This window comes from Clavibacter sp. AC415, assembly GCF_979252985.1.
The window spans coordinates 203631-220859 of record NZ_CEEDAR010000016.1 but is presented as its reverse complement, the minus strand read 5'-3'; the positions used below and the strand labels follow the sequence as shown (position 1 = coordinate 220859).

At 74.1% G+C, this 17229-nt stretch carries 15 protein-coding genes, 1 tRNA gene and 5 pseudogenes; 16 read left to right on the top strand and 5 right to left on the bottom strand.

The features are described from left to right. The first annotated feature begins 12 nt into the window (after positions 1-12). From ACZ411_RS08570 to ACZ411_RS08535, 8 genes and pseudogenes are all read left to right on the top strand, one after another. A tRNA-Pro gene (locus tag ACZ411_RS08570) sits at positions 13-86 on the top strand. A 258-nt stretch (positions 87-344) separates the two neighbouring features. Further along, positions 345-1253, top strand: a complete 909-nt coding sequence (locus tag ACZ411_RS08565) for a hypothetical protein (protein ID WP_464169909.1) — start codon at positions 345-347, stop codon at positions 1251-1253. A gap of 91 nt (positions 1254-1344) precedes the next feature. Then, the gene (locus ACZ411_RS08560; RefSeq protein WP_464169907.1) at positions 1345-1761 is read left to right on the top strand and encodes a very short patch repair endonuclease; all 417 of its coding nucleotides are present in this window, start codon (positions 1345-1347) and stop codon (positions 1759-1761) included. Between the two features lie 143 nt (positions 1762-1904). After that, on the top strand, positions 1905-2180 hold the full coding sequence (locus ACZ411_RS08555) for a hypothetical protein (protein WP_464169905.1): 276 nt from the start codon (positions 1905-1907) through the stop codon (positions 2178-2180). A gap of 197 nt (positions 2181-2377) precedes the next feature. Beyond that, positions 2378-2455, top strand: a pseudogene (locus ACZ411_RS08550) (hypothetical protein); the annotation flags it as partial. Positions 2456-3251: 796 nt separating this feature from the next. Further along, positions 3252-3689, top strand: a complete 438-nt coding sequence (locus ACZ411_RS08545) for a PASTA domain-containing protein (protein WP_464170100.1) — start codon at positions 3252-3254, stop codon at positions 3687-3689. 10 nt (positions 3690-3699) lie between these two features. After that, entirely contained in the window at positions 3700-3882 is a 183-nt protein-coding gene (locus ACZ411_RS08540) for a hypothetical protein (RefSeq protein WP_464169903.1), read from the top strand. Between the two features lie 40 nt (positions 3883-3922). Then, on the top strand, positions 3923-4183 hold the full coding sequence (locus ACZ411_RS08535) for a hypothetical protein (RefSeq protein WP_464169901.1): 261 nt from the start codon (positions 3923-3925) through the stop codon (positions 4181-4183). Between the two features lie 76 nt (positions 4184-4259). On the opposite strand, the gene ACZ411_RS08530 is transcribed toward ACZ411_RS08535, so the two are convergent. Beyond that, positions 4260-4754, bottom strand: coding sequence for an N-acetyltransferase family protein (locus ACZ411_RS08530; protein WP_464169899.1), 495 nt, complete (start codon positions 4752-4754; stop codon positions 4260-4262). 221 nt (positions 4755-4975) lie between these two features. Here ACZ411_RS08530 and ACZ411_RS08525 point away from each other — a divergent pair. The 8 genes and pseudogenes from ACZ411_RS08525 (at position 4976) to ACZ411_RS08490 (ending at position 13314) form a co-directional block, all read left to right on the top strand. Then, a pseudogene (locus ACZ411_RS08525) lies at positions 4976-6635 on the top strand (TIGR04028 family ABC transporter substrate-binding protein). Positions 6636-6690: 55 nt separating this feature from the next. Continuing rightward, on the top strand, positions 6691-7626 hold the full coding sequence (locus ACZ411_RS08520) for an ABC transporter permease (protein ID WP_464169897.1): 936 nt from the start codon (positions 6691-6693) through the stop codon (positions 7624-7626). Further along, a pseudogene (locus ACZ411_RS08515) lies at positions 7623-8475 on the top strand (ABC transporter permease). Before ACZ411_RS08520 ends, ACZ411_RS08515 begins: the two are co-directional and overlap by 4 nt. Beyond that, positions 8472-10194: pseudogene (locus ACZ411_RS08510) on the top strand (dipeptide ABC transporter ATP-binding protein). Before ACZ411_RS08515 ends, ACZ411_RS08510 begins: the two co-directional pseudogenes overlap by 4 nt. Beyond that, positions 10191-11289 (top strand): annotated as a pseudogene (locus ACZ411_RS08505) (putative FMN-dependent luciferase-like monooxygenase). The pseudogenes ACZ411_RS08510 and ACZ411_RS08505 overlap by 4 nt, the downstream one beginning before the upstream one ends. Continuing rightward, entirely contained in the window at positions 11286-11996 is a 711-nt protein-coding gene (locus tag ACZ411_RS08500; RefSeq protein ID WP_464169895.1) for a CMD domain protein, read from the top strand. The pseudogene ACZ411_RS08505 and the gene ACZ411_RS08500 overlap by 4 nt, the downstream one beginning before the upstream one ends. Beyond that, positions 11993-12637 carry an alkylhydroperoxidase domain protein gene (locus ACZ411_RS08495; RefSeq protein WP_464169893.1) on the top strand — a complete coding sequence of 215 codons (645 nt, stop codon included), beginning with the start codon at positions 11993-11995 and terminating at the stop codon, positions 12635-12637. Before ACZ411_RS08500 ends, ACZ411_RS08495 begins: the two co-directional genes overlap by 4 nt. Then, entirely contained in the window at positions 12634-13314 is a 681-nt protein-coding gene (locus tag ACZ411_RS08490; protein ID WP_464169891.1) for a VOC family protein, read from the top strand. Before ACZ411_RS08495 ends, ACZ411_RS08490 begins: the two co-directional genes overlap by 4 nt. A gap of 14 nt (positions 13315-13328) precedes the next feature. Here the strand turns inward: ACZ411_RS08490 and ACZ411_RS08485 are convergent, their stop codons facing one another. From ACZ411_RS08485 to ACZ411_RS08470, 4 genes are all read right to left on the bottom strand, one after another. After that, positions 13329-14018 (bottom strand): trypsin-like serine peptidase, encoded by a 690-nt coding sequence (locus ACZ411_RS08485; protein WP_464169889.1) that lies wholly within the window; start codon positions 14016-14018, stop codon positions 13329-13331. Between the two features lie 456 nt (positions 14019-14474). Next, positions 14475-15854 (bottom strand): MFS transporter, encoded by a 1380-nt coding sequence (locus tag ACZ411_RS08480; RefSeq protein WP_464169887.1) that lies wholly within the window; start codon positions 15852-15854, stop codon positions 14475-14477. Positions 15855-16000: 146 nt separating this feature from the next. Continuing rightward, positions 16001-16162 (bottom strand): hypothetical protein, encoded by a 162-nt coding sequence (locus ACZ411_RS08475; RefSeq protein ID WP_464169885.1) that lies wholly within the window; start codon positions 16160-16162, stop codon positions 16001-16003. 75 nt (positions 16163-16237) lie between these two features. Continuing rightward, entirely contained in the window at positions 16238-16987 is a 750-nt protein-coding gene (locus ACZ411_RS08470; RefSeq protein WP_464169883.1) for a trypsin-like serine peptidase, read from the bottom strand. Between the last annotated feature and the right edge of the window lie 242 nt (positions 16988-17229).

Sequence of the window (17229 nt, the reverse complement as noted above, 5' to 3'; positions counted from 1 at the left end):
AGCGATGGGTAGCGGGCTGTGGCGCAGCTTGGTAGCGCACTTGACTGGGGGTCAAGGGGTCGCAGGTTCAAATCCTGTCAGCCCGACGGACATGCCTCGGAAGGACCTTTGGGTCCGGCCGGGGCATTCGTCGTATCCAGGGTAATCCTGCCTCTTGCGGTGCCGCTGGCGATGAACCGGCCCATCCCGACCCGACGCGGGCGAGCGGCCTTCCCGGGCACCCTCCGATCCCCGGCTCTCTTCCGGCCACCATGGTGCGCCCGCCCCTTTCCCGTGTGACCACGTCGGGGTGCAGCCACGAATACCTCCCAGGTGCGAGGCTTTCGTGACGAGAGCGAGACAGCGTGGAACAACGGGAATGGACGGTCCCGGTCGGGGATGTCCGCAAGCGCCGGGAGATCCACGCGCTGTACGGCGGCGGGTGGCAGGGCGGCATGGAGCCCAGCGGTCAGACACCCAACGTCCTGCTCTTCACCGGCCCGGGAGGGCAGTCGAGCGGCTATGACGTCTTTGACGGCTGGCATCCGGACGGCACGTTCCACTACACGGGCGAAGGGCCGAGCGGCGCGCAGGTGATGACGAGTGGCAATAGGGCGGTCCGCGATCACCATGAGGAGGGCCGCGCACTTCGACTCTTCGAGAAGCAGGGCACCAGCCCGGAGGTCATGTACGTCGGGCAGTTCGAGCTTCCCGAGGACGACCCCTTCCTCGTCGACGACGCACCCGGAGCGGACGACGTCATGCGCTCTGTGTTCATCTTCCGGCTCCGTCCCGTGGGCGAGTCGCGCGCGCAGTCGCTGACGCATCTCGCCGAGTCGCCTCCATCGGCGGAGGCGGTCGCGCTTGAGGCCATGGAAGTCGGTGAGTACGTCATCCAGCGAGCCTCCGAACCACAGGTTCACCTGAGGACGGAAGCGGAGCTCGTGCGGCGGTACGCAGCGTGGCTGCTGCGCACACGACGGACGGTTGCTGTGCGGCACCGCATCCCGAGTCCGGGTGGGGCACATCTCTTCACGGACGTGTACGACCCCTCGCGCCGACTTCTCATCGAGGCCAAAGCTTCTGCGACTCGCAACGACGTGCGTACGGCGCTCGGGCAGATCCTCGACTACTCCCGCTCCGTCGACCATGCCCACAAGGCCGTCCTGTTGCCGTCCCAGCCGCCACGGGACCTGCGGGAACTGCTCCTCATGTATGGAGTCGGTGTCATATGGCCGGAGACCGGTGGCCGGTTCATGGAGGTCCTGCCCTGAGTTGAGCGCGTGCGTCGTCGGTTCAGCGGGGGGAGCCGTCCACTCGCCTAGGTCGCCCCCGAATGTCGGAGGCGCATGGTCCCCTCACCGCATGTCCTGGGCCTCCTCCGACGCAGCGCGCATCACCATGCGGGCGAACAAGCGTCGGGACACCCGGCCGGAGCTCCTCGTCCGGCGCCTCCTGCACGCTCGAGGCCTGCGATATCGGGTCGACCTCCGCGTGGTGCAGGAGTCGAGGACCCGTGCCGACATCGCCTTCACCCGTCAGCGCATCGCCGTGTTCATCGACGGGTGCTTCTGGCACAGCTGTCCGGATCACCTGCACCTCCCGAAGGCGAACGCGGACTACTGGGTGGCGAAGCTCGCGCGGAACGTCGAGCGCGACGCGGACGTCACCGTGTTGCTCCGAAGCCTCGGTTGGACGGTCCTTCGCATCTGGGAGCACGTGCCCGCGGAGGACGCGGCGACCGAGATCATCGCGGCCGTGGAACTCCATCGCGGGGGTTGAGCACCGAACCCGTCCTCGGCATCCTGGAACGGGTCGGGTAGCCCAGCCCCTCACCTCAGCGATCAGCTGATGGAGGCGCACATGCAGACGCCCATGAGCACGGGCACCGTCTCGAGCACCTCGAACGAGGAGGAGTGCTCCTCATGACCGCGTCGAACGTGCTCCGCAGCATCGGCGTCGTCGCCGCGGGGGTGGCGGGCATCGCCTTCTGGGCCTCGGGGCAGGCGGGGCCCGGCATGCTCTTCCTCCTCGCGGCCCTCGGCGGGGCGATCCTGGCGGGGCCGGCCATCCTCGGTGATCCCGCCGGGGCCGGTCGGTTGCCGGCCCGTGTCACCGCCGCGGTCGTGAAGGAGCACCGGAAGCGGTACGGCGGATCCATCTCCGACGCCCTTCGCGCTGTGCGGCAGCGGGAGGGCTGAGGAAACGCGGCGACGCCCGCGGGCCGCTCTCGCGAGCGTCGCGTCAGCCCGGAGCGCGGTTCCCTCGGCCGCGGCTCCCTTTCACCCCCGTGTGAGGGCTTCCCGCCAGGAGAGGGCGCTCATAGCCTCAGGCGTCGACATTCGACGGATCCACCGCCGCTTACCCCCTTCGTCGCGGCACGCACCCGAGGAGCACCATGCCCGACGTCCCGTCCTCCCCACCCGCCGGCTGGTTCCCCGACGGATCCGGCCAGCTCCGGTACTGGGACGGCGCCGCGTGGACGCAGCACGTCGCGCCGATGGTGCAGCCCGCCGCCCCGCAGGCTCCCGCCGCGAACGTCGCGGCACTGGCCGCCGCGGAGGCCGCACAGGCTGGCGCCGCTCGTGCCGCCGACACCGCTCGGGCCCAGGCCGAGCACGCCGCCGAGGTGGCGCGTGCGCAGGCCGCTCGCTTCGCGGCGGCCGAGCAGCAGAGGGTCGAGAAGGCCGCTCAGCGGGAGGCGACCAGGCAGGTCAAGGCCGCGGAGCGCGTCGAGGCGGCGCGACTGAAGGCGGAGCGCGCGGTTGCCACGGCGGTCGCGGTGCCCGCTCCTCCGGCCCCGCGCAGGAACCAGGCTCCCGTCATGCCGGCCGCAGCCTCCACCCCCGCGGCTCCCATGGCGGTCCTCACTGACACGCGCCCGAGCCGGCACCCGGCCACGTCGTGGGTCATCGGGGCGGCCGTCGCGCTGGCGGTGCTGATCACCACGGCGATCGGCGGCTTCGGGGGCATGTTCGTCTCCGTCGGGCTGGTCGCCCTCGTGACCGCGCTGTACCCGCTCTTCACCGGACGGCGCAGCTGGGTACCAGCGCTCGCCTCGCGGCCCCGCAACAGCGCGACCGCGGCCGGAGCGATCCTGCTCCTGATCATCGGCGCCGCCGTCCCGGTCGCCGCCTCGGCACCCGGCCCGCGCCCGGCGGCCGCGATCAGCGCGAGTTCGTCGCCGACGCCCAGCCCCACGCCGACGCCGTCCGCGACGCCGACACCCGCGGTGCACGTCGTGGAGGACGTCAGCACCAAGTCCGCTGCAGATGCGCGCACGCTGCTCCGTGAGGCGGGCTACCTCGTCCAGTACGTGCTCGAGTCGGGGGAGAGGACCAGCCCGACCGACGGCATCGACCGTCACGTCGCAGAGCCCGACGCCGGGATCGCGCGTCGACGCTGGATCCACCGTGACGCTCACGCTGCTCGCGCCCGCCCCCGCGCCGACCGTGGAGCCGACTGTGGCGCCTGCTCCCGCGCCGGCACCCGCTGCTCCGGCACCCGCGCCGAAGCCGGCCGCGCCAGCGCCGGTCGCCCCCGCGCCGCCGGCGCCCGCGCCCGCTCCGGCCCCGCAGACCGGCGGCATCAACCCCGGCGGCTTCTGCTCGCAGGTCGGTGCGATCGCGCAGGCGGCCAACGGGCGTAGCTATCAGTGCGGCGGCAACGGTCCCGACGCCAACGGGAAGTACCACTGGAACACGATGTGAGCGGGTCCTCGTGAACTGGAGTTCGTTCGTACCGGATCTCGTCGTCGCCTGCTTCGGCGCCGGGCTCACGGTGCTCATCGCCTACGGCACCTACGTCGTCCAACGACGGCGTCAGGATCTGCGGATCATGCGAATCGCCGCAAACGACCTGGCGGCGAGGCGAGCATTCGAGCTCGATTCAGCCTCGCCCTAGCCGCGGTGACAGCGACGATGCTGACCGATGCCGTCGCAGCGTGAACACTGCTCAACAGCAGCTCGGTGCCCTGCGCGACCAAGTCACTTCCAACCGTCCCTTGCACGCCTTGCTCCAAGACATGGTGCGGGCGACTCGCGAATACAAGGACCTGATCGAGCGTGAGCCGGATCGATGGCAGTTCGCTCTCATGCATGTTCGAGCAGAACTGACCGCGCGGCTTCGCGACGTGGAGAAGCTCCTTCGGATGCGGGATGGGGAACTTCCCGACCCGGGTTCGTTGCGCAAGCGGAGCGGCTGAAGGTCACGCGGAGGTAGTGGCAGTGTTCTACAAGATGCCTCGATCTGTGCTGCCCACGATGGCCGCCCGGCCACCCTCACCGCACCATACGCACCGTGACCATCTCCGCGCCCTGGAACGTCTGACGCTCCACGCCGCCGTCACGGGCGAAGCCGTTGCGGCGGTAGAACGCCTCCGCGCGTGGGTTGTCGTCGGCCGCCCAGAGGTAGGCGGGGGAGTCGCCCACGGCCGCGTCCAGCAGGGCCTGGCCCGCGCCGGTGCCGTGCGCGGACGCGATCACGTTGATCGCGTAGAGCTGGAACGGGCGCGGCGGATCCTCGTCGCGCGCCGGCCCCGCGAGCGCGAAGCCGACGATGCGGTCGCCGTCGAGGGCGACGAAGGGCGGCACGTCGACGGGAGCCTCGGTGAGGGTCCGACGCCACTGGTCGGCCCGCGTCGCGACGTCGAGTCCGTCCAAGTACGAGGCTGGGAGCAGGTGCGCGTAGGTCTCGCGCCGGGTTTGGATGTGGACCTCAGCGATCCCGTCCGCGTCATCGGGGGCGGCGGGGCGGACGATCGGCGGCGCGGTCATCCCGCGAGCCTAAGCGGCGGCTCAGGCGACCGAGGCAGTCAGGCAGCGGAGGCGGCCAGGTGTCGCGCAAGCCCACGAACCCCGCCCCCACCGCATCCATTCCCCCCATGACGCCCCGTTTCACCCCGTTACGCCGCGTGTTCCGCGGACCTGCAAAACCCCTCCATGCGTGCTGGAGTCGTGTCATCCCACCCGCACACCTGACACGCAGGAGCAGAACCATGCCTCGTCCACCGCGCACCGCCCTCGCCCTCACCGCCCTCGTCGCGGCGACCGGTCTGATGGCCGGCTGCTCGGCCGGTGGCGGGGGAGGGGCGGGTGGAGCCGCGAGCGGCGAGCCGCAGTCCGGCGGCACGCTCACCTACCTCGAGCCGCAGACGTGGACGACGCTGTACCCGCCGGCCGCAGGCTTCTACCCGAACGGCGCGGTCGTGAACAACATCACCGACCGCCTCCTCTGGCAGGACCCGGAGACGCTCGAGCTGCAGCCGTGGATCGCCACCGCGCTTCCCGAGGTCAACGCCGACGCGACCGAGTACACCTTCGACATCCGCGACGACGTCACGTACTCCGACGGCACCCCGCTGACCGCCGAGAACGTCGTCGCCAACTTCGACCTCTACGGCAAGGGCGACACCGCGCGCGCCCTCACCGTCAGCGAGGCGATCAACAACTACGACCGCGGTGAGGTCGTGGACGCCGACACCGTCAAGTTCCACTTCACGGCGCCGGCGCCCGGGTTCGCGCAGGCGACCTCGACCATCAACTCGGGGCTCGTCTCCGACTTCCACGCTCGCCAAGGCGGACGACGGCTTCGGCCCCGGCCAGGCCAAGACGGTCATCGGCAGCGGCCCCTTCGTGGTCGGCGACGAGGCCGTCGGCACGCAGATCTCCCTCACGGCCCGCGAGGACTACGACTGGGCGCCGCCCGAGGCCGAGCGCCAGGGCCGCGCGCTCGTCGACGGGGTCGACCTCATCGTCGCCGCCGAGGACAGCGTGCGCACCGGCACGGTCGTCGCCGGGCAGGCCGACGTCGCCCGGCAGATCGAGGCGCCGGACGAGGCGCAGTTCCGCACCGGCGACCTGCAGCTCGTCGCCGCGGCGACAAACGGCGTCGACAACGGCCTCAACCTCCGCTTCCGCACCCCGCAGCTCGAGGACGTGCGGGTGCGGCAGGCGATCATCGCGGGCGTCGACCGGCAGGCGATCCTCGACACCCTCTTCAGCGACAGCTACCCGCTCGCCACCGGCGTGCTCGCGAAGAGCGCGCTCGGCTACGTCGACACCTCCGCCTCCTACGCGCACGACGCCGACAAGGCGGCCGCCCTCCTCGACGAGGCCGGCTGGACCCTCGGATCCGACGGCGTTCGCCAGAAGGACGGGCAGGACCTGGAGCTGGTGTTCAACGAGGCGCTCCCGCAGCCGCGCTCCAAGGAGGTCGTGACGCTCATCCAGTCGCAGCTCGCGGAGCTCGGCGTGAAGGTGGAACTGTTCTCGGGCGACCAGGCCGCGCAGACGAAGGCCTCGCAGGACCCGGACGCGCTCGAGGTGTACCACTCCATGGTCGGCCGCGCCGACTACGACGTGCTCAAGTCGCAGTACTTCTCGACCAACCGGAACGTGCTCCTCAACCGCGACCCGTCCGACGGGAGCATCGCCGACCCGGAGCTCGACGCGCTGCTCACGGCGATCGCCTCGGAGCCCACCACGGAGGGACGCCAGGCCGCGTCCGCCGCGGCGCAGCAGCACATCGCCGACCAGGCCTACGTGCTCCCGCTCTTCGAGGAGCCGCAGGTCTACGGCCTCCGCGGCGACGTGCAGGGCTTCGCCACCGAGTCGGTCGGCCGTCCGACCTTCGCGGGCGTCTGGCTGGACCGCTGATGCGTCGGCCGTCGCGCACGCCGGCGCGGCGGCCGGCACGGCGAGGGGGACCGCGATGAGCTACGTCCTCCGCCGCGCCGGCCAGGCCGTCGTCGTGCTGGTGTTCGCCTACGTCGTCGCCTACGTGCTGCTCGCGGCGCTCCCGGGCGACGCCGTGCTCGCCCGCTACGGAAGCCCCGAGCTCGGCCTGTCGCCGGATCAGCTCGCCGCGATCCGCGAGTCGTACGGGGCCGACCGGCCGCTGATCGTGCGGCTCGGCGAGTCCGCGGGAGCGTTCCTCCAGGGAGAGCTCGGGTACTCGGTGCAGAGCGGCGCGGCCGTGTCCACGCTGCTCGCCACCGCGATCCCGTCGACGCTCGTGCTCGCCGTGCTGGGGCTCGTCGTGGCCGTCGTGCTCGCCGTGCCGATCGCGTTCCTCGCGACTCACGGCGGTGCCCGCTGGATCCGCCGCGTCTTCCGCGACCTGCCGCCGCTGCTCGTCTCGCTGCCCGTGTTCTGGGTGGGGATCATCCTCATCCAGGTGCTGTCGTTCCGCCTGGGGCTCGTGCCGCTGATCGGCGCGAGCCCCGGCGAGGCGCTGATCCTCCCGGTGCTCACCATCGCCGTGCCGATCGCGGCGCCGCTCGCGCAGGTGCTCATCCGCAGCATCGACGACGTCTCCGCGATGCCGTTCGTGCAGGTGGTACGGGCGCGCGGCGCCGGCACGCCCTGGCTGCTCCTCCACGGGGTCGGCCGGAACGCGCTGCTCCCCACGCTGACCATGGCCGGGCTGCTGTTCGGCGAGCTCGTCGGCGGGGCCGTCGTGACCGAGGCCGTGTTCGGCCGCGCCGGCGTCGGCCAGCTCACCGTGCAGGCCGTCGCCAGCCGCGACAGCCCGGTACTGCTCGCCGTCGTCGTGCTCTCCACCGTCGCCTACGTCGTGATCAACCTCGTGGTCGACCTCCTCTATCCGGTCCTCGACGCGCGCCTGCGCAGAGGAGGTGCGCGATGAGCGCTACCACGCTCGCCACCCTCGACGCGCCGCGCACGCGTCCCGCCAGCCGGGCCCGCCTCGCGTGGGGGCTCGTCGTGCCCGTGCTCGTCGTGCTCGTGATGCTGCTGTGGGCGGTCGCGCCGCAGCTGTTCGCCTCCGGCAGCCCGACCGCGTCCGTCGCGCCGTCCCTGCAGGCGCCGAGCGCCGCGCACTGGTTCGGCACCGACTCCACCGGCCGCGACCTCTACACGCGCGTCGTGTTCGGGGCGTCGCAGTCCGTCGTCGGCGCGGTCGTCGCGGTGCTCGTCGGGCTCGTCGTGGGGACGCTGCTCGGCGTCGTCGCGGGGGCGGTCGGCGGCATCGTCGACGACGTCCTCATGCGGCTCGTCGACGTGCTGCTCGCGATCCCCGGGCTGCTGCTCTCCCTCAGCATCGTGATCCTGCTGGGCTTCGGCACCACCAACGCCGCCATCGCGGTGGGCGTCACCTCCATCGCCGTGTTCGCGCGGCTCTCCCGCGCGGAGGTCGTGCGGGTGCGCGTGAGCGAGTACGTGGAGGCGGCGTACGGATACCGGCGGCACGCTCGTGCAGGTGCTCCGCCGGCACGTGCTGCCCAACTCCCTCACGCCCGTCATCGCGCTGGCGGCGTTGCAGTTCGGATCGGCGATCCTGCAGATCTCCACCCTCGGCTTCCTCGGCTACGGCGCCCCGCCGCCCACGCCCGAGTGGGGCCTCCTCGTCGCCGAGGGCCGCGACTACGTGGCCACCGCGTGGTGGCTCACCGTGCTGCCGGGCGCAGTGGTCGTCGCCGTCGTGCTCGCCACCAACCGCATCAGCCAGTCCATCCGAGGAGGGCAGCTCGCATGACCGATCCCACGCCCCCGCCCGCGTCGGCACCCACGCCTCCGCTCCTCGCCGTGCGTGACCTCCGCGTCGACTACCGCACGGCGGCCGGCACGCGCACGGCCGTCGACGGCGTCTCCTTCGAGGTCGCCGCGGGCCGCGTGACCGCGCTCGTCGGCGAGTCCGGATCCGGCAAGTCGTCCATCGCGCAGGCCGTCGTCGGGCTGCTCGCGCAGAACGGGACGATCGCGGGCGGCGCCGTCGAGCTCCGCGGCACCGAGCTGGTGGGCATCGGGGAGTCGCGGCTCCGCGGCATCCGCGGGCGCCGCATCGGGCTCGTGCCGCAGGATCCCGGCAGCTCGCTCGACCCCGTCGCCACCATCGGGCAGAGCGTCGCCGAGGGCCTGCGCATCCACGGCTCCCGCGACCGCCGCCGGAACCGCGCCCGCGTGCTCGACCTGCTCGAGCGCGTCGGCATCGACGACCCCGAGACCCGCGCCCGGCAGTACCCGCACGAGCTCTCCGGCGGGATGCGCCAGCGCGTGCTTCATCGCCGCGGCGATCGCGCTGGAGCCCGAGCTGATCATCGCCGACGAGCCCACCAGCGCCCTCGACGTGACCGTGCAGCGGCGCGTGCTCGACCTGCTCGACCGCCTCCGCGCGGAGACCGGGGTGGGCGTGCTGATGATCACGCACGACCTCGCGGTCGCCGCCGAGCGCGCCGACGACGTGGTCGTGCTCCAGCGCGGCCGCGTGCAGGAGCAGGGACCCGCCGCCCGCGTGCTGGCCGCCCCCGCCTCGCCGTACACGCGGGCGCTCCTCGCGGACGCGCCGTCGTTCCGACAGGTGGTGGAGCGGCGGCCCGCGGTCGTCGAACGGGACGCGCCGCCGCTCGTGGAGGTCGCGGGGCTCCGGCGCGAGTTCCGCCGCCGCGGATCCGCGCCGCTCGTGGCCGTCGACGGCGTCTCCTTCGCGGTGCCGCGCGGCACGACGCACGCGATCGTGGGGGAGTCGGGCTCCGGCAAGACCACCACCGGGCGCGCCATCGCGGGCTTCGACCGGCCGACCGCCGGCACCGTCCGCATCGGCGGCGTCGACGTCACGGCTCTCCGCGGTCGGGCGCTGCGGGAGTCGCGGCGCACCGTGCAGCTCGTGCACCAGAACCCGTTCGGGTCGCTGGATCCGCGGCAGACCGTCGCGCAGATCGTCCGCGAGCCGCTGCTCAACTTCCGCGACGGCGGCGACGCCGCATCGCGCCGGGAGGCCGTCGCCGAGCACCTGCGGCTCGTCGACCTCCCGCCCGAGACCGCCGACCGGCACCCGCGCGAGCTCTCCGGCGGCCAGCGGCAGCGCGTCGCCATCGCCCGCGCGCTCATCCTCCGGCCCGAACTGGTGGTGCTCGACGAGGCCGTCTCGGCGCTCGACGTGACCGTGCAGGCGCAGGTGCTGCGGCTGCTCGCGCACCTGCAGTCCGAGCTGGGGCTCACGTACGTGTTCATCTCGCACGACCTCGCGGTCGTGCGGCAGATCGCCGACACGGTCTCCGTGCTCCGGCGCGGCCGGCAGGTCGAGGGAGGACGGGTGGACGACGTGTTCGACGACCCGCAGCACGAGTACACCCGGGAGTTGATCCGGGCGATCCCCGGCGGCGGTGCGACCGCGCCCGGCACCGCGGGGCCGGCTCTCCCGGGCCTGTCTGGCACCGCCCGTGCCGCCCGCGAGGACGAGGGGGCCCGCGCATGACCGGCGCCCGGCTCGGCTTCTTCGGCCGCGTGCTCGACGCCGGCACGCCCGCCGAGCGCTACGCGGCGGCCCTCGAGCAGATCCAGCACGCGGAGCGCCACGGCTTCGCGTCCGTCTGGCTCGCGCAGCACCAGCTTCGGCGAGGAGGGCGGCGGGCTGCCGTCGCCGTTCGTGCTCCTCGCCGCGGCGGCCGCGCGCACCTCGCGCATCGGCCTCGGCACGGCCGTGCTCACGCTGCCGATCGAGGATCCGCTGCGGGCCGCCGAGGACGCCGCCGTGCTCGACCTCCTGAGCGGCGGACGCGTGCAGCTCGGCCTCGCGAGCGGCGGCACGCCCGCGTCGTTCCCCGCGTTCGGACGCGACCCCGGGGAGCGGCACGCGCTCTTCCAGGACCACCTCCAGGTGCTGCTCGACGCGCTCGACGGCCGCGGCGTGCGCGGCACGGGCTCCCGCATCTACCCGCCGGCGCCGACGCTCTCGGCCCGCATCTGGCAGGGCACGTTCTCGGTCGCGGGCGGCGCGCGCATCGGATCCCGCGGCGACGGCCTGATGCTCTCCCGCACGCAGCCGCGCCCCGGCACCGCGCCCGACGCACCGCTGCACGAGCTGCAGCTGCCCATCATCGACGCGTACCGGGAGGCCCTGCCCGCCGGGGCGCCCGAGCGGGTGCTCGCGTCACGGACGGCGCTCGTCGTGGATCCGGGCGACCTCGCCGCCGCCCGCGCCCTCGCGGAGCCTGCCCTGCGCCGCTTCGCCCGCACGATCGTGGGCGACGCGGCGGACGCGTTCGACCTCGACGCCGTCCTCCGCGTGACCGACACGCACCTCGGCACCGCCGACGAGGTCGCCGACGGCCTCGCCGCCGACCGCACCCTCGACGCCGCGACCGACGTCTCGTTCCAGGTGCACTCCATCCCCGCCACCCACGCGCTCACCCTGCGGAGCCTCGAGCTGCTCGCCACGGAGGTGGCCCCGCGCCTGGGGCTCGCCACCGGGTCCGTTGCCGCCGACGGCCTGCGGGATGCGCACCTCGGCGGCGCCGAGCGCATCTCGACCGACCGCACTCCGACCACTGCACGAGGAGGAGCCTCATGACCGGATCCGACACCGCCCGCACCGCCGACGCGCCCCGCGCCGACGTGATCGACCTGCTGGCCGGCATCACGCCCGACCACCCGCTGAGCCGCGTGCGCGACCTCCGCCCCGACGCCCGCGCCAACGCGCAGCGGAGCTTCGCGGCGCTGCTGGAGCCCGCGGACCCCGGCGCGTTCGGCTACGCCGAGCGGTACGCCGTGGCCGCGTTCGTGGCCGGGCTGCACGGATCCGAGCGGGCCGCAGCGTTCTACGCCGACCTGCTCGGCGACGCGGACGCGGGCCTCGCGCCCGTCGTCGACCGGGCCGCCCGCGACTCCGCGGCAGCCGGCCCGACCGGCGCCTACCGCGAGCCGGGACTCGCCGACGAGAGCGTGCCCGCGCATCCGTGGCAGCCCGACGCCGCCACGCGCGACGCCCTGGGCACCCGTCTCGCGGCCGCGCTCGCCCACGCGCACCTGCTCGTGATCCGTCCCCGCGAGTCCAGCCCCGCGGCCCTCCGCGCGCTCGGCGCCGCCGGCTGGACCCCCGACGAGATCGTGAGCCTCTCCCAGCTGGTCGCGTTCCTCTCGTTCCAGCTGCGCGTCGCGTGGGGTCTCACGGTGCTCGCCGCGACGCCCGCCGCCCCCTCCGCCGACGCACCCGCACCCGCACCCGCACCCGCATCAGCAACCGCACCCGCACCCGCCCCGGAAGGAGCCACCCGATGACCGCCCTCGAACCCGCCGTCGATCCCGTCACCGACCCCGTCGACCTCGCCCGTCCCGACGCGTTCACGCAGCAGGGCCTCGGCTGGGTGCCGTGGCTGGAGCCCGTCGCCGAGGACGCCCTGGACGACGCCCAGCGCGCCGCCCTCATCGAGCCCGCCCGCGCCCGCATGCCGTACTTCCGGCTGCTCGCGCGGGATCCGGCCGCGCTCGAGGCCCGCACGCTCACCGACCTCGACATCTTCCACAACCCCGACGGCGGCATCGGCCGGGCCGAGCGCGAGCTCGCGGCCGCCGCCACCTCGCGCGCCAACGGCTGCGTGTTCTGCGCGTCCGTGCACGCGGCCGCCGCCACCCGCTTCTCCGGTCGGGAGGACGACGTGCAGCGCCTCCTCGACGGGGGCACCGACGCGGCGCTCGGCGACGAGCGGTGGGACGCCGTCGTCGCCGCATCCGTCGCGCTCGCCGCCACGCCGCTCGGCTTCGGCTCGGCGGACGTCGCCCGCCTCCGCTCCGCCGGACTCGACGACGCGGCGGTGGTCGACGTCATCAACGGCGCCGCGTTCTTCAACTGGGCGAACCGGCTGATGCTGTCCCTCGGCGAGCCCGAGGTGCCCGCGGCGCGTCGGGGGTCGGGCGCATGAGCGACGCATCCGGCGTCCCCGTCGCCGCGCCCACGGCGATCCCCGCGCTCCTCGACCACGTCGTCATCGCCGGCCCGGACCTCGCGGCGCTCGTCGCCTGGTTCCGGGACCTCACCGGAGTCGCCGCCGAGCCCGGCGGCGTGCACCCCACGGGGACCGCCAACGCCCTCGTCGCCGTCACGGTCGACGGCGCCCGCGGCCCGCGCTACCTGGAGCTCATCGGCCCGGATCCGGCGCGCGATGCCGGCGTCGAGCCGACCCGCTTCGGCATCGACCGGCTGACCGCCCCGCGCGTGGTGACCTACGCGATCCACCCGGACGGCATCGAGCGGGTCGCCGCCGACGCCCGCGCCCGCGGCGAGGACCCGGGACCCGTCGCCGACCTGTCCCGCCGCACGCCGGACGGCGCGCTCCTCGAGTGGCGCCTCACGCATCCGCGCAGCGACCGGCCGGACGTGCCCTTCCTCATCGACTGGGGATCGACGCCGAACCCGGGCACCACGATCGGCCCCGCCGTGGAGCTGGTCTCCTTCACACAGTGGGCCGAGGACGCCGCGGCGACCACGGCGGCACGCGACGCGCTGGGCCTGCCCCGGGATCGCTGGCCGCCCTCGGCGCGGGCACCGCGGACGGCTATGAGCTGCGGGTCCGGCACGCGGACGGCGGCGTCGTCGTGATCTGAGCGCCGGGCTCAGTACGCCTCGATCGCGCGGTACGCGGCCTGGATCCCCGGGCCCCAGGTGGGGGAGACGAGCCGGGTCGAGTCGGGTGACCGGTTGGTGCTGACGCTGTACTGCGGAGCGTCCGCGTCGTCGCCCGCGAACCACGGCCCGCCCGACGCGCCTTCGTTCATGGTGCAGGCGACGCTCTGTCCGGCCGGCGCAAGGGCGGACGACGCCGGGCCCCGGCAGAGCACGGGGTGCTGGTCGTCGAACGGCGGAAGTCCCGGGTACCCGTAGACGGTGGTCGCAAGGTCGTGCGCTCCCCCGAACAGCACCGGGGACGCCCCGACCGTCGCCGCGAGCGTGCGCCCGGTGGGGCTCGACACCGTGAAGAACGCGGTGTCCGAGGCCGGGGAATGGGCACCGGTCCATCCCGCGGGCAGCACGTAGGAGGCGAGCGGCCACGTGCCGAACGGCGCACGCCCGTCCTCGTAGGCGGGGACGAAGGCGATGTATGCGTGGAAGGCGCCGAAGTCGTCGATGCAGTGCGCCGCCGTCGCGACGGTGAGGCCGTTGCCCGAGACGACGGCGTTCGCCGAGCACGTCTGGTAGGTGTCGTCCGCGTTGACCATGTACATGCGGCCGACGTGGGGGACCGGGGCGACGCGCGCGGCGTGGCGGACCGGAGCTGCGGCGAGCGAGGTGGCCGGCTGCGCCATGGCCTCCGCGGTCGCGCGGTCCGCTGCCCGAGTCGCGCGGGAGTCCAGAACGCGGCGGTGGCCGCGACCTCGTCGGCGGCGAGGGCGACCACCCGCGGACGGCCCGCGTCGGGGGACACCGGCTCCCCGACGGGCACGACGGGAGCGACGGGAGCGTGGGCCCGCGCACCCGGAGCGCCACCGAGGAGGGCGACCGCGGCGGCCAGCATCACGGCGGCGAGCGCATGGCGGGCGGAGCGGGCGCTGCGGGGCATGGGGGATCTCTCGGAGCGGGGAGGGAGGCACGGCGAACGCCGTGGACGCCACCGTAGGGAGATCCGGCACGCGGTGCTCGGCGGGCGCACAGGCGGCGAGCGCGCGGACGGCGCGGACGGCGCGGAGGGCACGCACGACGCAGAGGGCGCGGTCGGACGGGAGCGCGCTCCGCGTCCGACCGCGCCCGCGGTGCCCGTCGACTCAGCCGTCGCGTCGCGCCGCGATCGCCTCCCGCGCCGGGTCCTTGGCGAAGAACGCCGCCGTGATCGTCAGCACGGCGTAGAGCCCGATGTACGCGCAGAGGATCCACGGGGATCCGTTCCCCCACTGCAGGAACAGCACGGCGAGCAGCGGGGTGAGGCCCACGGAGAAGATGCTGCCCACCTGGTAGCCGAGGCTCACGCCGCTGTAGCGGACGCCCGTCGGGAACTGCTCCGCGAACCACGCCGCCTGGGGCCCGTAGATGGAGTCGTGGAACACGTTCATGCCGAGGGCGAAGACGAGCGGCAGGAGCAGCAGCGGCCCGGAGTCGAGGAACGCGAAGAACGGCCAGATGAGGATCCCGATGCCGGCGGCGCTCGCGATGGTGAGGCGGCGGCGGCCGACCCGGTCGGAGATCCAGCCCCACAGGGGAGTGGTCAGCACGCTGAGCGCCGAGACGATGAGCACCGACGTGAGGGCGACGCCCGAGTCGCCGCGCTTCGACGCGAGGTAGGAGAGCGTGTAGACGGTGAGGATCGAGTAGAGCGCGGGCTGCACGAGGCGGAGGCCCGCGGTGATGAGCACGGCCCGCGGGTGCTGACGGAGCACCACGCCGAGCGGGAAGCGCTCGACCTTCCCCGACGCCTTGATCTCGGCGAACTCGGCGGCGTCCTCCACGCGGAGGCGGATCACGAGCCCCACGCCCACGAGCACGGCGCTGAGGAGGAACGGCAGCCGCCAGCCCCAGGCGAGGAACTGCTCCTCGCCGAGCGTGAAGCGGGTCGCGGCGAAGACGCCGGTCGCGAGGAGCATGCCGCCCGCGGACCCCATCTGCGTGAACGCGCCGAACAGGCCGCGGCGGTGGGCGGGGGCGTGCTCGACGGACAGCAGGGCGGATCCGCCCCACTCGGCGCCGGCCGCGATGCCCTGGACGAGACGCAGCAGCACGAGCCCGACGACGCTCGCGAGCCCGATGGTGGCGTACGTCGGCAGCACACCGATGAGGGTCGACGCGACGCCCATCAGCACGAGCGAGTAGACGAGCATGCGCTTGCGGCCGATGCGGTCGCCGAGGTGCCCGGCGACGATGCCGCCGATGGGGCGCGCGAGGAACCCGACGCCGTACGCGGCGAACGAGGAGAGGAGCGCGACGGCGGGCGTCTGGTTCGGGAAGAACTGGCTGCCGAACACGAGCGCGGACGCCGTGGCGTAGAGGTAGAAGTCGTAGTACTCGACGGTGGTGCCGACGAACGCCGCGGTGAGGACGCGGCGGCGGCGACGCGCGACGTCGGCGGGGGCGTCGGGGGCGGATCCGACGGGGTCGACGCCACCGGGAGGGGCGGTGGGGGCGGCGGATGCGGCGGGCGGTGCGGTGGTCATGCGGTCTCCAGCGGTGCGGCTGCGGTGCAGGGGGAGCGGGCCGGGCGGGGATCCGCCCGGGTGCCGCCCACCGTGCCCGTGTTCCCGCACGGGAGGAAGGGGCACGGTCACGGTGCGTAACGCGGGCCGTGACCGTGCCGATCCGCTCAGGTGGCGATGGCCGCCGTCAGGTCGTACGCCGAGCGCTCCGCCGCCTGCCAGGCCGGGCCGTTGCAGTGGAGGTCGTCGCCGTCCGCCAGGTCGCTGAACTGCGTCCCGTCCGGGCTGCCGCCGATGAACAGCGGCCCTCCCGACACGCCGTAGGTCATGTCGCACAGGAACCCGATCTTCCCCGGTCCGTCTGCTGTCGTGGTGCCCTGGCAGCCGATGAGGGTCTCGCCGTCTTAGGGCGCACCGGTCGGGTAGCCGTAGCCCGACGCCCGCTGGACGAGCGCGGCGTCGAACGCGACGGGCGAGGCTCCGGTCACGGACTGGATGTCCCGGCCCGCCGCATCGCGTCCCACGGCGAAGAAGGCCGCGTCGTCGTCCTGCTCGTCCTGCGCGAACCACCTCGTGGGGACGTTCCCGCCGACCACGGGCCAGGAGCCGAGCGCGGACGCGCCGGAGTCGTAGCCGGGGAGGAACACCAGCTGGGTCGCGAAGTAGCGGTGCTCGCTGACGCAGTGGCCGGCCGTGGCGATCGTGGACCGGTTGCCCGACCGGACGACGTTGGCCGAGCACGAGAAGCCGCCCACGTCGTCGACCCCGAAGAGGCGCCCGATGTGCGGCACGGCGGCGACGTGCTGTCCGCGCCCCGCGGTCTGCGCGGCGGACGCCGCGACGGGTCCCGACGCGGGGGGAGCGACCGCCGGGGCGGACGCCTCCGCCGGGTTCCCGCGCTCGATGGCGGCCGCGAGGCGCTCCGGCGTCCAGTAGGCGAGCGCCGCCGCGGCGGCAGCCGGGGCGACCACGAGACGCGACGACGGCGTGGCGGTGGCGGAGTCGGCGGTCGCGGTCGCGGTCGGGGTCGCGGCGGCCCGGGCGGGCTCCGAGTCGACGACCGCGGGGGCGGAGCCGAGGAGGGCGGCACCGAGGGCGACCACGGCGACGAGCGCGGCGCGTCGCGGCGGGACGGGTGAGGGGCGAGGGGGCATGGGATTCCTTCGAGGACGGCCACGAGCGTGGCGGAGGCCGGCCCGGACGGATGCCGGAGCCGGTGGATGCGCGGCGCGGCCCCGGGAGATGCCCGGCGGGGTCGCGACGGGGCCGACGGTAGCCGCGCACCCGGATGCCCGGGCGGACGGCGCACACCCGACCGCCGTCGGCACCCGCGGAGGCCGGCGCTCCCGGAGCGGAGGGCCGGCGCCCCGGGCCCCCGGCCGGCACATGACGGAGC

What these genes read in the sequence shown, in the direction of transcription:
- ACZ411_RS08480 (WP_464169887.1), bottom strand. Translation starts at nt 15,854, where the DNA reads ATGACCACCGCACCGCCCGCCGCATCCGCCGCCCCCACCGCCCCTCCC.
- ACZ411_RS08555 (WP_464169905.1), top strand. Translation starts at nt 1,905, where the DNA reads ATGACCGCGTCGAACGTGCTCCGCAGCATCGGCGTCGTCGCCGCGGGG.
- ACZ411_RS08545 (WP_464170100.1), top strand. Translation starts at nt 3,252, where the DNA reads ATGCGCGCACGCTGCTCCGTGAGGCGGGCTACCTCGTCCAGTACGTGC.
- ACZ411_RS08485 (WP_464169889.1), bottom strand. Translation starts at nt 14,018, where the DNA reads ATGGCGCAGCCGGCCACCTCGCTCGCCGCAGCTCCGGTCCGCCACGCC.
- ACZ411_RS08490 (WP_464169891.1), top strand. Translation starts at nt 12,634, where the DNA reads ATGAGCGACGCATCCGGCGTCCCCGTCGCCGCGCCCACGGCGATCCCC.
- ACZ411_RS08520 (WP_464169897.1), top strand. Translation starts at nt 6,691, where the DNA reads ATGAGCTACGTCCTCCGCCGCGCCGGCCAGGCCGTCGTCGTGCTGGTG.
- ACZ411_RS08530 (WP_464169899.1), bottom strand. Translation starts at nt 4,754, where the DNA reads ATGACCGCGCCGCCGATCGTCCGCCCCGCCGCCCCCGATGACGCGGAC.
- ACZ411_RS08470 (WP_464169883.1), bottom strand. Translation starts at nt 16,987, where the DNA reads ATGCCCCCTCGCCCCTCACCCGTCCCGCCGCGACGCGCCGCGCTCGTC.
- ACZ411_RS08500 (WP_464169895.1), top strand. Translation starts at nt 11,286, where the DNA reads ATGACCGGATCCGACACCGCCCGCACCGCCGACGCGCCCCGCGCCGAC.
- ACZ411_RS08495 (WP_464169893.1), top strand. Translation starts at nt 11,993, where the DNA reads ATGACCGCCCTCGAACCCGCCGTCGATCCCGTCACCGACCCCGTCGAC.
- ACZ411_RS08475 (WP_464169885.1), bottom strand. Translation starts at nt 16,162, where the DNA reads ATGACCTACGGCGTGTCGGGAGGGCCGCTGTTCATCGGCGGCAGCCCG.
- ACZ411_RS08560 (WP_464169907.1), top strand. Translation starts at nt 1,345, where the DNA reads ATGTCCTGGGCCTCCTCCGACGCAGCGCGCATCACCATGCGGGCGAAC.